General features: G+C 45.0%; 15 protein-coding genes and 2 tRNA genes. 15 read left to right on the top strand and 2 right to left on the bottom strand.

The features are described 5' to 3' along the window. Positions 1-96: 96 nt before the first annotated feature. Positions 97-471: a hypothetical protein gene (locus COU47_00610; GenBank protein PIR69919.1), complete on the top strand. Its 375-nt coding sequence runs from the start codon at positions 97-99 to the stop codon at positions 469-471. Between the two features lie 3 nt (positions 472-474). Next, the gene (locus tag COU47_00605; GenBank protein PIR69918.1) at positions 475-3,153 is read left to right on the top strand and encodes a preprotein translocase subunit SecA; all 2,679 of its coding nucleotides are present in this window, start codon (positions 475-477) and stop codon (positions 3,151-3,153) included. A gap of 37 nt (positions 3,154-3,190) precedes the next feature. Here COU47_00605 and COU47_00600 read toward each other — a convergent pair whose 3' ends face one another. Then, positions 3,191-3,403, bottom strand: a complete 213-nt coding sequence (locus COU47_00600) for a hypothetical protein (GenBank protein PIR69917.1) — start codon at positions 3,401-3,403, stop codon at positions 3,191-3,193. 274 nt (positions 3,404-3,677) lie between these two features. Between COU47_00600 and COU47_00595 the strand changes: the two genes are divergently transcribed. Beyond that, positions 3,678-4,124, top strand: coding sequence for a hypothetical protein (locus COU47_00595; GenBank protein PIR70012.1), 447 nt, complete (start codon positions 3,678-3,680; stop codon positions 4,122-4,124). Here the strand turns inward: COU47_00595 and COU47_00590 are convergent. Then, entirely contained in the window at positions 4,121-4,777 is a 657-nt protein-coding gene (locus COU47_00590; protein PIR69916.1) for a hypothetical protein, read from the bottom strand. The two genes, COU47_00595 and COU47_00590, sit on opposite strands and share 4 nt — an antisense overlap. Before the next feature lie 58 nt (positions 4,778-4,835). On the opposite strand from COU47_00590, the gene COU47_00585 reads away from it, so the two are divergent. The 12 genes from COU47_00585 (at position 4,836) to COU47_00530 (ending at position 13,935) form a co-directional block, all read left to right on the top strand. Next, the gene (locus COU47_00585) at positions 4,836-5,360 is read left to right on the top strand and encodes a hypothetical protein (GenBank protein ID PIR69915.1); all 525 of its coding nucleotides are present in this window, start codon (positions 4,836-4,838) and stop codon (positions 5,358-5,360) included. 30 nt (positions 5,361-5,390) lie between these two features. Next, on the top strand, positions 5,391-6,923 hold the full coding sequence (locus COU47_00580; protein PIR69914.1) for a glutamine-hydrolyzing GMP synthase: 1,533 nt from the start codon (positions 5,391-5,393) through the stop codon (positions 6,921-6,923). A 24-nt stretch (positions 6,924-6,947) separates the two neighbouring features. Further along, positions 6,948-7,868, top strand: a complete 921-nt coding sequence (locus tag COU47_00575) for a hypothetical protein (protein ID PIR69913.1) — start codon at positions 6,948-6,950, stop codon at positions 7,866-7,868. Positions 7,869-7,962: 94 nt separating this feature from the next. Next, positions 7,963-8,039: transfer RNA gene (locus COU47_00570), tRNA-Met, on the top strand. Between the two features lie 25 nt (positions 8,040-8,064). Next, positions 8,065-8,139 (top strand) — tRNA-Asp (locus COU47_00565). An 83-nt stretch (positions 8,140-8,222) separates the two neighbouring features. After that, positions 8,223-9,095, top strand: coding sequence for a hypothetical protein (locus tag COU47_00560; GenBank protein ID PIR69912.1), 873 nt, complete (start codon positions 8,223-8,225; stop codon positions 9,093-9,095). Between the two features lie 20 nt (positions 9,096-9,115). Continuing rightward, a complete protein-coding gene (locus COU47_00555) occupies positions 9,116-9,514 on the top strand; it encodes a hypothetical protein (protein ID PIR69911.1) in 399 nt (132 codons plus the stop codon). A 3-nt stretch (positions 9,515-9,517) separates the two neighbouring features. Next, complete coding sequence (locus tag COU47_00550; GenBank protein ID PIR69910.1) at positions 9,518-9,883, top strand: hypothetical protein; 366 nt, start codon at positions 9,518-9,520, stop codon at positions 9,881-9,883. Between the two features lie 10 nt (positions 9,884-9,893). Then, entirely contained in the window at positions 9,894-10,280 is a 387-nt protein-coding gene (locus COU47_00545; protein PIR69909.1) for a response regulator, read from the top strand. A 23-nt stretch (positions 10,281-10,303) separates the two neighbouring features. Next, positions 10,304-11,830, top strand: coding sequence for a hypothetical protein (locus COU47_00540; GenBank protein ID PIR69908.1), 1,527 nt, complete (start codon positions 10,304-10,306; stop codon positions 11,828-11,830). Between the two features lie 127 nt (positions 11,831-11,957). Continuing rightward, positions 11,958-12,659, top strand: coding sequence for a UMP kinase (pyrH, locus tag COU47_00535; GenBank protein PIR70011.1), 702 nt, complete (start codon positions 11,958-11,960; stop codon positions 12,657-12,659). 100 nt (positions 12,660-12,759) lie between these two features. Then, on the top strand, positions 12,760-13,935 hold the full coding sequence (locus COU47_00530) for a hypothetical protein (GenBank protein PIR69907.1): 1,176 nt from the start codon (positions 12,760-12,762) through the stop codon (positions 13,933-13,935). Positions 13,936-13,939: the final 4 nt, after the last annotated feature.

Genomic DNA, 13,939 nt, shown 5'->3' with positions numbered 1-13,939 from the left:
GCACCAAAAAGAGCTCACGCCGCAAGAGGAGATAATTTTGATCTCTCGAGAAGCGTCCTGATTTACGGGGCGCTTCTTTTTTGATATACTGACCCTATGAAAATACGCATATATAGCAAAAATCTTGAAATTACAAAATCTATTGAAGTGTTAGTCAATACTAAGCTTGCTGTTCCTATTAAGCGGCTGCTTCCCAAAATAGACAAAAAAATGAACGCCCAGTGCGATATAGAGATACGCAAGCGAAGTGTGCGCAATGCCAGCACGCAGTGGTTTTGTGAAGCACAAGTCGTGGTTCCTGGGAGACGCCTTCCTCTCCGCATGAGCGCGGTTGCGGCATCGCTTGAGGCGGCGGTGAACGAAGCAAAAGACGGAATTGAGCGGCGTATCAAAAGCTTTAAGGGGAAGAAAGAATCTCGTTCGCGACGCGGCGCGAGACAAGCAAAAGAAGTGCTCAAAAGTAATCAATAATACATGTCTCTATTTAAAAAAATATTTGGCGATCCGCATAAGCGCGCAATAGAAAAATTGTCCGCAGCTATTCCAGACATCAACAATGCGGAAGAAAAAATACAATCATATTCCGACGACGCTCTTAAAGAACGGACACAACAGTTAAAGAAGCGCCTGCAAGAAGGCGCTTCTTTTGACGAGCAGAAAAACATGCTGAATGAAATACTTCCCGAGGCGTTTGCATTGGTGCGGGAAGCGTCTCGTCGTTCCATAGGACTGCGCCATTTTGACGTGCAGCTTATCGGAGGCATGGTGTTGCATCAGGGAGGGATTGCTGAGATGCGGACCGGTGAAGGAAAGACGCTTGTTGCGACACTCCCTCTCTATTTAAATAGCTTGCTCGGCAAAGGATGCCACTTGATAACCCCGAACGAATATCTTGCCCGTGTTGGAGGCGGATGGATGGCTCCCGTGTACCATACACTTGGCGTTTCGGTCGGTGTTATTACGCACGACTTTTCCGCGGTATATGACCCGGCTTATACTGACCAGCATGACCACGGAGATGACCGTCTCAACCATTGGCGTCCGGTATCGCGCAAAGAAGCATACGAGGCAGATATTACCTACGGAACAAATAATGAATTTGGATTTGATTATTTGCGGGATAATCTTGCATCAACTCCTGACGCATTAGTTCAGCGTGAGCCATTTTTTGCGGTTATCGATGAAATAGATTCCATTTTAATTGATGAGGCGCGTACGCCGCTTATTATTTCCGCACCCGACCAAGAATCAGGGGCACTGTACCGGACATTTTCGCGCCTTACCCCGCAATTAGAAGAAGGGCGGGACTACAATATTGATGAAAAAATGAAAGCGGTAACTATAACGGAAGAAGGCATCGACCGCGTTGAGAAGCTTTTAGGCATTCAAGATATGTATTCTGAGGGAGGTATCCGATATGTGCATCATCTAGAGCAGGCACTCCGCGCGCAAGCGCTTTTCCATAAAGATAAAGACTATGTAGTTAAAGACGGAGACATTATTATTGTGGATGAGTTTACCGGGAGGCTCATGCCAGGGCGTAGGTGGTCGGACGGGCTGCATCAGGCGGTTGAAGCAAAAGAAGGGGTTGTCGTCCAGCGCGAATCCCGCACCATGGCATCTATTACATTCCAGAATTTATTTCGGATGTATGACAAACTTTCCGGCATGACAGGGACCGCAGCAACATCAGCGGAGGAATTTAGCAGGGTGTATGATTTGGATGTTCTTATTATTCCCACAAACAAGCAGCTTATGAGAAAAGATCTTCCAGACAGGATTTTCCAGACGACCGGAGGAAAGTGGAAGGCGGTTGTTCGTGAGATTAAAGAACGGCACACAAAGGGTCAGCCGATATTGCTGGGGACTACATCTATAGAAAAGAATGAGTATCTCTCAGCGTTATTAAAAAAAGAAGGCATTCCACACGAGATGCTGAACGCAAAGAATCACGAACATGAAGCGCAAGTTATTGCGCAGGCAGGCCGCCCCGGCGCGGTTACTGTTGCAACTAATATGGCAGGACGCGGTGTAGACATTATTTTGGGGGGCAACCCGCAAAGCGTTGAAGAAGCGAAACGGGTAAAGGAACTCGGAGGACTTTTTGTATTAGGAACCGAACGGCACGAAGCACGCCGCATTGATAACCAGCTTCGGGGCCGTGCGGGACGCCAAGGCGACCCGGGGGAGACGCAATTTTATGTTTCGCTTGAAGATGACCTGATGCGCATCTTTGGTCCTGACCGTATAAAAAATATGATGGGGCGCTTCGGCATACCCGAAGATGTTCCTATTGAACATAATATGGTGTCGCGCGCACTTTCGTCCGCGCAAGAGAAAATAGAAGGATTTAATTTTGATGCGCGCAAGCACTTGCTCGAATATGATGATGTATTAAACAGGCAACGCATGTCATTGTATACAACACGCAAGGATTTTCTTTTTTCGGAGCCGGAAAAAATATTTGAAAAAGCAGGAGAGATGATAGAAGAAGAAATAGACAGCATACTCGCGTTTCATACCCAGCATAATTTTATTGATGAATGGAATATAGAAGAAATATACGAAAATCTTCACGCGCGTCTCGGTGTTGCGTCTGATGTGCATAGCCGCTTGCTTGAGATAAAAAAAGGGAAGGGGGGTGCTGAAGAGATACGCAACGAAATGCATATGTATGTTCACAATGTGTGGCGTGGCATGTTTGATAATCGAAAAACAGGGCTCGGGGAGCAGGCGTTCGCGAATCTATTGCGAGCGTACACCCTCCAGATAGTTGATCTTAGCTGGGCGAATCATTTGGAGGCGATGGAGTATATGCGCTCCTCTGTCCGTCTTCGTGCGTATGGCCAGCGGGACCCGCTTATTGAGTATAAAAATGAAGGCTCGCGCATGTTCAAAGAAATGCAAGCGGCAATCCGGGCGCATCTTTCTCATATTGTATTCCGTGTTGGTTCAAATCCGCCTATTAAGCAGACAGAAATGCATGCGTCGCATGCTTCGGCTCAAAGCCCGCTTTCAATGGAAAGCACGCACGTGCATGCCGCACCGAAAGCGCAGTCAGCACCTAAAACGCCGGAAGGGGAAAAAGTAGGACGGAATGACCTCTGTCCCTGTGGTTCGGGCAAGAAGTATAAAAAGTGCCATGGCAAATAAAAAAAGCAGTTTAGAGTGATGCTTAGCACTATGTTGGTTAGCCAATTATGCGGTCGGCAAGCCAGCCAAGGGGTAATAGGTCTCGGACCGAGAGCTCAGGGCTGAAATCAAGCTCCCTTACTTCCGTTTCAGTGATTTGAACCTCAATATCAGCGTCCTCTTCGGCAAAACATTGGGGACAGGGGACTTCGGGAAGGCGGTGTTTTTCGCATCCGTGTTCCGTCCAGTTGGGACTATCTATTTTTGCCATTCTTAACCTCCGTATTTTTTTATGAAATACTAACTTTTTGAGATTATATCATTATATTTATATTTTGTCAATATTTTTGTATGTGTAAGGTGATGAAATGAAGTCGCAGTGGTTCTTGGTTAATGAAATACCGCTTCGGGACATGTGGCCCGATGACAAGCATTGGCTGCCGCTTTTTTCTCAGGAAAGTCGTTTTCCGGGAAGTTTCTTTTTGGCGATACGGATGCTATTCTGAACTATGACCTTAAAGAAGTTTAAACGCAAAAAGAAGATTATGAGGAAGAGTGTCTCACCTATCATTGTCGCGGTATCCGGAGGATTTGACCCGATTCATATCGGGCATATCCGTCTTTTTAAGGAAGCAAAAACACTAGGGGATAGGCTGATTGTTGTTCTGAATAATGACCACTGGCTCCGTGCGAAAAAGGGATATGTGTTTATGCCCGAACGGGAGCGTAAAGAGATTATTGAAGCGCTTTCGTTTGTAGACAAGGTAGTAGTAACGGGTCATCCGAAAAACCCCAAAGACATGAGCGTTACTGATGCGCTTATGCGTATCCGTCCGCATATTTTTGCGAACGGCGGGGATGTGACACAAAAAAATGCCCGTGAGAAGGAAGTATGCAAAATTATCAAATGCAAAATGGCATTTAACACAGGAAAAGGAGGCAAGATTCAGTCCAGCTCCTCTCTGGTGAAAAGATATCAGCGGTCGCTCTAAAGTCCCTGCCCCTTCACCATAAACCACAAGGAGAGCAGAAGGATTTTTATATCGTAAAAAACTATACGCATACCTCTGTGCGCGCGTTGGTAAGAGACATAGCGGTCATCAAGCATATGTTCGCCTCCCACCGCTTTTGCGTCGTGTTTATGAATTTGTACTGGGCCGGTAATACCCGCCTTGATAGCTTTCTTCCGGTATATTCCCTTTGCGATTTCTTTTTTGTAATCAGGGGGAGTCCAGGGACGTGTTCCCACCATGCTCATATCTCCCCGAAGCACGCTGAACAGCTGTGGTAATTCATCGAGATAGAATTTTTTTAATATATTTCCCGTCCTAGTCATGGTTCCCGGCTTTCGTTCAAGCATCTTTGTGCTCACGATTTCACCCCGATCACGGATAGACTGGTAACTTGCCACCTTAAAAATGCGGAACTTGCGGAGTGTGAATGGTTTTCCTTGCGACATGCGCGTTTCCGTGTAAAAAACAGGCCCCCTATTTTTTTTATTGAAAACGCCTTCAATATATATGCATATACTTATAAGAAGGAATATCGGGGAAAGGAGCATAATAAAAAAACTTGCGCTCAGTATGTCAAATGCACGCTTTGTTGTTGCTATGGGTACCATTGTTGTGTTTTCAGATTCTTTCATCGATAATAATGCTATCGTGAATATATGATACTACCTGTTATTATTTTGTAAATATTGCATGCAGGAAATAGAAGTAAAATTTAAGGTGCGTGACTTTTCTTCTGCCAGAAAAATTCTTGAACAGAGAGGCGCGCATATGATATGGAAAGGGATGGAAAGAAGCATTTTTTTTGACACTAGGCGCCGGGATCTTCACAAAAAGAATACTATTTTTCGGCTGCGGGAATGGGATGACCACGGCGTCTACATGGCAGTAAAAACCCCCTCAAAACAGAACAGCAAAAAATACAAGATAAAAGAAGAATTTGAGACCGAGGCGGATAATTTCCAAAAAGCGGAAAAGATGATACGGGCACTTGGCTTTGTAGAAGATTTTTCGTATGAGAAATACCGGGAACATTGGAAACTGGGAGACGCATTTATAGAGCTTGATAGGGTGGGGCGGTTGCATTTTGTGGAGATAGAATCAACAAAAAAAAACATTGATGAGCTTGTCTCTATCCTTGGTCTTGATTGGAAGAACGCAGAGCGGAGAGGATATGTAAAGATACTCAAAGATCTGTCACGGAGAAAAAAAATTTGATGAAAGGGGGGCGAATGATATACTATAGGTATGATTGTAATATTGAACTTCGGTTCACAATTCGCTCATCTTATAGCAAGGAGAATACGGGATCTCGGCGTGCGTGCCGAGATTTTGCATTTTCAGGCATCGATAGAAGAGATACGGGCATTCCATCCTGTGGGTATTATTCTTTCGGGCGGTCCGCGGTCTGTGCTAGAGAACGGATATCCGCGTCCGCAAAAAGAGATTTTTGAATTAGGTATACCGGTATTCGGCATTTGTTACGGTGCGCAGGTCATGGCAAAATTTTTCGGGGGGGTTGTGCGGACGGGAGAAGTCCGCGAATACGGAAAAGAAAAAATATCATGTACCTCGCGCAACCCGCTCTTTAAAGGGCTCACAAAAAAAGAACCTGTGTGGTTTTCTCATGGAGATTATGTGTATATGCTTCCGCAGGGGTTCCAGGCGATTGCTTCAACTGAAGCCTGCGCTCATGCTGCGTTTGCTCATGAGAAAAAACCGTGGTTTGGAGTGCAGTTTCATCCCGAAGTCGCGTATACAAAACGGGGAAAGGACATTATTGCCAATTTTGTCTTTTCTGTATGCGGCGCCAAGAAGAATTGGAGTATGCCCATATTGAAAGATGAGATTATTGCTTCTATGCGAGAAATGGTGGGGGACGCGCATGTTGTCATCGCGCTTTCAGGGGGTGTTGATTCTCTTGTTGCGGCAACGCTGCTTCATCGTGCAATCGGCAGACAACTACACGGCGTATTTGTTGATAATGGATTATTGCGCAAAGACGAAGTCGGGGCGGTGGGAAAAGCAATCACCGCGCAAGGCCTCCATGACATACGTACCGTGGATGCGCGTAAGAATTTTCTTGAACGGCTGAAGGGAATAGAGGATCCGGAAAAGAAAAGGAAGATTATCGGGCATACATTTATCCATGTATTTGAACGGATGATTGCATATGATTTTAAAAAATACCCCGTACGGTTTCTAGCGCAGGGCACCATTTATCCGGACAGGATAGAGTCCGCGTATGGTTCGCATGTGGCAGAAAAAATAAAAAGCCACCACAATCTCACATTGCCGGAACGGTTTGGGTTCCACATCCTCGAACCGCTTGCCGATCTGTATAAGGATGAAGTCCGGAGGCTCGGAGAAGAGTTACGCTTGCCCAAAAAAGTGCTTTGGCGCCACCCGTTTCCGGGGCCCGGTCTTTCTATCCGCGTTGTGGGAGAAGTTACCGAAGAGCGGTTGCATATGGTGCGTGAAGCAGACGCTATTTATATAGAAGAATTGCGGAGGGCGGGGGAATACGGAAAGATATGGCAGGCGTTTGCAGTTCTTTTGCCATTACGCACAGTGGGAGTAATGGGAGATGCGCGGACATATGAGCACATTATTGCGCTCCGCGCGGTGCACTCTGTAGATGGGATGACTGCCGACTGGTATAAAATGAACCACAGTTTGCTTGAGCGCATTTCAAACCGCATAGTCCGGGAAGTAAAAGGAGTAAACCGGGTACTCTACGATATCACTCAAAAGCCGCCTGCGACGATTGAATATGAATAACAAATAACGGTATCATAGATACACATGGTTACGATATACCACAAAGCACTCAAAGATAAGAGTATAAAAGCGCTCAACGAATTCAGAGCGGGTTCCTGGCTGTACGCAGAAAAGCCGACTTCTGAAGAGCTGGAGCGTCTTGCGGACGCGTATGCGTTTGATATCGGGCTTTTGCAGGATGCCATGGATCCGTATGAGGTACCTCGTTTAGAGATTGAAGATTCTATAATCTATATTTTTATCCGTGTACCATATGAAGTAGAAGGGAGAGCGAGCACCGCGCCGCTTCTTATCGCGATTGGAACAGATTTTGTGCTCACGCTTGCAGAGCAATATCTGCCCATTTTTGAGAAGTTTAGAGATGAAAGAATAGAGTTCTCCACAACCCAAAAAACAAAATTAGTGCTCCAGATATTATCTGAAGTGAACAACGCTTATCATCGTTTTTTGAATAATATCAGCAGAAAAATACGGGGGACGAGCGTGAGCATTGACCGGATAGACAACAAAGATATTATCCAATTTGTGACATTTGAGCACATCTTGAATGATTTTATATCGGCTCTTGTCCCGATCAATGACAGTCTGCGCACCTTGCTTCATGGGAAGTCGCTTACATTATATGAAGAAGATAAGGACTTGATAGAAGACTTTATGCTGAGCAATGATCAGCTGGTAAAGCTCTGTTCGTCAAACATAAAATTGATAGTAAATATCCGGGGTGCTTATTCTACTATTATGACGAACAATCTGAACCGTATTATAAAAGTGCTGACCGTGCTCACCATTGTCCTTACCGTGCCCATGATCATCGCCAGCTTTTATGGTATGAATGTCCGCCTTCCGCTTGCTGCGTCGGACCATGCATTTTGGATAATTGTTAGTATCACAAGCGTAATATCGGCTTGTCTCTTCGGTATTTTTGTATATAAGCGCTGGCTTTGACGCTCTAAAAAAGATTGCGCATGCGCCCCGCCCTTCTTGAAAAAAAATAAAAAACAGGGTATATTTTTAACAATAGACTAGTGTTTTGTGTATTGTCGGGGTGGCTCAGTTGGTTAGAGCGAGGGACTCATAAGCCCTAGGTCGTGGGTTCGAATCCCACCCCCGGCACAATGGTGCATAGCTTGCATCTATATATGGGCGCGTGGTGTAGCCCGGTTAACACGTCTCCCTGTCACGGAGAAGATCGCCGGTTCAAATCCGGTCGCGCCCGCTCATAAAACAAACAAACCGCCGTACCGGCGGTTTGTTTGTTTTTCCACATTCCTTAGATACAAAAAGTGCTATACTAAACGCATGGATTTTTTCGTATACGGCATTCTCATAGCATGCATCATTCTTCTTGTTATATCTGCATGGTATTGGCGCAGAAAAGCAAGCGCTGTTTCTGAAAGAAGCAAAAAAGTTCTTCAGGAGCTCGTATCTCTCTTGGTGCATGATTTGAGGGGACCACTGGACAATGTACAGAAGATGAGCGAGCTGATGCTTTCTTCTCGTACCATGACAGAGGAGCGCAAGACACAGTACACCGGGCTTATCCACGACAGCGCATTAGCAATGCTTGTATTGATAAATAATATTTCTGACGCGGCAAAGCTGGGTGCGGGGACATTGGTGGTCAAAAAAATAGATGGCGATATTACACAGCTTATCAAAGATCGTCTTTCATTTTTTTCGCTTGCGATAAAGAACGCAGGACTTACTGTGCGTATGTCTTTTGGGAAAGAAGTCCCTGCCTCCATTGCATTTGATGGAAGGGTTGTGTCAGACACAATCAACATTCTTCTTTCCAACGCGATAAAGTTTAATGAACCAGGAGGGAAGATTGTCCTAAATGTGTTTCGTCACACGAAGGGAGGTGACATAACAAAGGAGGCGAAGCGCAACAATATAACATGGTATCCGCCGACGTATAGCGAGGGAGGAGAAGACGCCGACGCAGTGGTTGTTGTGATCACGCATAGCGATGTCGGCATACCCACGGAGACCCTCCCGCTGCTTTTTAAGAAATATGAGGGAATGGGAGAGACATTTCTTGAAAAAATAAAAAGAGCACATGGCATCAGCCTTTTGATAGCGCGCCATTTAGTGCGCCATACAGGAGGGACTATTGGAGCGGGCTCCGAAGAAAATAAAGGGACGACATTTTTCTTTACCGTTCCGTTTTAATAATGATATAGTGATGGGATATGGACAAGAACACAAAAAGGATCCTTATCGTAGAAGATGATGCAAATTTTGTAAAGGTGCTTGAAGACGGATTGTCACAACATGGGTTCACCCAAATCATAACTGCTGTTGACGGCGAAGAGGGGCTCACAAAAGCGACTCAAGAAAAACCCGACCTTATTTTGCTTGATCTCGTACTTCCCAAAATGCGGGGAGAAGATTTTTTAAAGAAGCTTCGGGAGCACGAAGATATAAAAGCAACGGCGGTGCTTATTGTTTCCCAGCTTTCGGATTACGAAAAGATATCTGAAACAATGAGCCTCGGTATTAAGGGGTATCTGGTAAAATCTGATTTTAGTCTCGAGAGCATGATAAGCCAGATAGAAACGATTCTTTCGGAGGGAGAAAAGAAATCATAGTCTATGGCGAAAATTCTTCTCGTTGATGATGACAAAACATTTTTAGCTGTGCTCTCCGATTGGTTTGAGGGACGCGGTTTTGAGGTGGTGACGCGCACAAGTGGTGCCGCGGCGCTTGAGTATCTGGCAAAAACGCATGTTGATGTAGTTGTTCTTGATTTTATGATGCAGCCGATGAATGGTCTTGAGCTTTTAACGCATATTAAAGAAGATCCCAAAACAAAGGACATTCCTGTGTTTATGCTTTCACAGTTCGGAGAGGGGGATCATATTGAAAAAGCGAAGCGTATAGGTGCTGAGGATTATTTAGTAAAAGCGAATTTTAATTTAGAATCGCTGACCGAGCGTATCAAAAAAATAGTAACGTAATAATGCCATTATGGAGTATCAAAAGAAAATTCTTATTATAGATGACGATATAGCGCTGAGCCGTGTTCTTGCAGATGCTCTAAAAGAACACAATGCATCCTATCAGGTAGAGCTTGCGTCAAGTGGGGAGAAAGGTATCACGAAAGCGAAGGAGCTAAAGCCCGACCTCATTCTGCTTGACCTCATGATGCCGGATTTGTCCGGTGTTGGCGTTATGCAAAAGATGAAACAAGACCCGGAGCTGAGTGCTTTGTCGGTGATTATTTTATCTCAGATGTCAGATATGGAAAAAATTGCGGAAGCTCTGGCGCTGGGAGCAAGGGGGTACATTATAAAAGCTGATGTCGACCTAAAGGCAATGCTCGAACAGATAGACGGCCAGCTTGCTACTCCATAAGGGAGATAAACATCGGAAGGGTTTTGGGAGAATCCGTGAAGAGCGGATTTTTTCTCTTTCAGGCTTTTTGTTATGATACATATATGCAGGAATTACTCGCTACTTTGTATTCAATAGACGGATTTTTTAGCAATGTCCGTATTGTTGATGTTTTTGACGTGCTCATAATCGCGCTTTTTTTGTACATTATAATCATCTTATTTAAGCGGACGCACTCTTGGCCAATTCTTGCCGGCATCGGTATTTTGGTTATCATTTATTCGCTTGCCCAGGCGTTCCATCTGTATCTCACTTCGCTGGTGCTGCAATCATTCTTTGCGGTGTTTATTGTTGTGCTTGTCATTATTTTCAATCAGGAGCTCCGGCGATTTTTTGAGTTCATTTCTTTCTGGAATACGCGGCAGTTTAAGCTCAAACAGGAAACCTCCATCTTCCCATTTGATGTTAATGAAATATTGCAGGCCGTGGCAAAGCTTGCAAAAGAAAAACGGGGAGCGCTCATTGTATTCCCGGGGAATGAAAATATCGAGCGTTTTCTTGATGGAGGGAAGCGCATTGACGGTCTTATTTCCGAAGAGCTTTTAGAGAGCATTTTTGATCCGCATTCTATCGGGCATGATGGTGCGGTAATTATTAGCAAAAACCGTATTGCACGGCTTGGCGCACACTTGCCGCTCTCGTCAAATTTTAAGCAGATAGGAAAGCGGGGGACTCGTCATAGTGCAGCATTGGGTATTGCCGAACATACGGACGCTCTGGCGGTATCTGTTTCAGAGGAACGCGGAACGATATCCGTTGCGCATAACGGAAAACTAAAGGAGCTTGGCAGCGTTGAGGAACTCGAATCATCTTTGAAAAAATTTTATAAAGATATGGCGCAAGGTCCGGTAGGTTCTATGTGGACTGATTTTATAAAACACAACTCGTATCTTAAATTGCTTGCAGTGGGGAGCGCGCTTGTTATATGGTTCTTCTTTTCTTTCCAGGCAGAAACGGTTCAGCGGAGTTTCTCGTTGCCCATCGTGTACCGTAATTTGCCGGAGCGTCTCTTTATTCAGGAGTCCGAACCGCGCGAAGTCACTGTTACTTTTGTAAGCCGTGGCCAGCTTGCGTTTGAGCGCATTGACGAACGGCTTATAGAGATTGCAGTCGACGCAAAAAATTTTTCGGAGGGGCGTAATGTTATTGTGTTAAGCGAAGATATGATTATCCATCCAGCGAGCTTTTCGGTGGTTGAGGTAGTTCCTTCGCAGATAACCGTCCAGGTGAAAAAATTCAATTCTTTTGATGTTTCGGTGCGCACAGACACCCAAGGTACTGTAGCAAGCGGTTACCGTATAAGTTCAATAACCATAACGCCTGACCGCGTAGGCGTGTTAGTCCCTGAGGGCATAGTGCCCCCTGAATTCATTATTACTCAGCCTATCAGCGTAGACGGGCTCGATGCGACAAAAACATTCTCTTCACGGCTTATTTTACCCGCAAATATGCGTTTTCGAGATAATGTTAGTCCGACCGTTTCGGTAAAAGTTACGCTAGTAAAGCGATAACATACATTTGGACCCAAATAAAAAGCCTCGCTGTGTGCGGGGTTTTTATTTGACAAGTGAGTTGGTTTTTCATATCGTTGGCAGAGATATTTTTACACAAGGAGGGAGCATATTGAAAAGCGAGCCGATATACAAACGGATTATTTTGAAGCTAACAGGCGAGATATTCCGTGACGATGAAAGCAATTTAAGCGAAACGCGCGCAGAAATTGCGGCGCAAGAAATAAAAGAAGCGCATGACTTAGGGGTAGAGATTGGGGTTGTGCTCGGCGGCGGCAATATACTAAGAGGGCGTTCACGCGAGAACGATCGTTTCCTTGACCATGCAAGCGCTGATTATATCGGCATGCTTGCGACAATAATGAACGGAGTGCTGCTCGGCGATGTGTTGGAGGGGTACGGCTTAACGCCGCGGCTTATGAGTGCGATAGAGGCAAAAAATATTGCGGAGCCGTATTTCCATAAGCGGGCGCGTCGCCACCTTGAAAAAGGGCGTATAGTGATACAGGTCGGGGGAAGCGGGCGTCCCAACTTCACTACCGATTCAACGGCGATGCTTCTCGCGGTTGATATTAAGGCAGATGCCATACTGAAGGGGACTAAGGTGGATGGTATTTACGATAGCGATCCGGTACTTCATAAAGACGCACATTTCTTTCCGGAGATAGATTATCGTGATGTTAAGAATAAGGAGCTTGAGATAGTTGAAGAAGTGATGCTTTCTTTAAACCGTTTCAAGAAGCCTGCGCATGTCTTTAATATTTTTACGCAAGGCAATCTTAAACGGCTTCTCTTGGGGGAGAAGATAGGCTCGCGGATAATTTTCTAACAATGACTATAAAAAGGGCTTAGTAAGGCCCTTTTTTTGATATATTTTTCCACCTTTTAGGCTTTCCAAGTGGCCTGTTTTCGGCTATACTTAGCGTATCGTGAATAACCTAAAAGAAGCTGAAAAAGCTGCGAAAAGCAGCCAAATTATCGTTCAATCCAAAGACGAAAAAACGCTTCAGGAGGCGCTTGCGGACAAGCATGATGCGGAGAGCGAGCGGCTAAAGCGATATCTTGCAATGCCTGATCTTACGCGGACACCCGGGAGTCCGTTGCACGATTTAGCGGGACGCATCCGTGCTATCCCGCGATTGTCTGATTTTGATATTATTCAAGTCCCAGAAATAGTTGATGCTGATGTAAGCTTTGACTTATTCAATTTTCCTCCTGATCATCCCGCACGGAGCCATTCTGACACATATTATGTAGACGATGCGCACATCTTGCGCACTCATACGACTATAATGTGGTATTACTATGTGCGTGAGCCGGCAATCAAGCAACGAATAGAAAAAAAACAGCCGGTCGGTTCGCTTTGTTATGGCAAAGTATATCGGAAAGATGAAATAGACCGCAATCACATGAATGTATTCCACCAAATGGATGGGTGGTACTTAGTCCCGAAAAGCGAGGGCGTCATAACAATTGACGACCTCAAGGAGGTTCTCATCGAAATAGCGCAAGCGATTTTTGGCAAAGATATCGAATATCGATTCAACAAAGATTCATTCCCATATACAGAGCCCAGCATAGAAATGGAAATAAAAATGGAGGATAGATGGGTTGAAGTGCTTGGTTCAGGAGTTGTACGCCCGGTGGTGCTTCGGCATCTGGGAGTTGACTCCGAAGAATACACCGGCTGGGCGTTTGGTTTCGGTCTTGAGCGGCTTGCTATATTAAGCATGAAGCTTCCTGATATCAGGCTGTTATGGTCTTCTGATCCCCGGATACAAAAGCAGTTAATTTTGGGACAAGAATATATTCCGGTGAGTAAATACCCGCCGATTACCCGCGATATATCGTTTGTGGTAGATAAGAGCTTCGTCCCTAATAATTATTTTGATGTAATACGCGATATCGGCGGCGATTTGATTGAAGAGGTCAAACTGCTTGATAGATATGAGAACGCAGAAAAATTCGGAAAGGATAACATAAGTTATACATATAGGATTATATATCGCTCTCAGGAACGGACGCTCCGGTCCGAGGAGGTAGATGTTTTACAAGACACATTATACGAAGAAACAAAAACACAATTTAAAGCGGAGCTCCGTTAAAACA

The sequence above is a fragment of the Candidatus Niyogibacteria bacterium CG10_big_fil_rev_8_21_14_0_10_46_36 genome, assembly GCA_002772995.1.
Taxonomy (GTDB): Bacteria; Patescibacteriota; Minisyncoccia; order 1-14-0-10-42-19; family 1-14-0-10-42-19; genus 1-14-0-10-46-36.
This window is presented reverse-complemented; position numbering and strand designations above follow the sequence as displayed.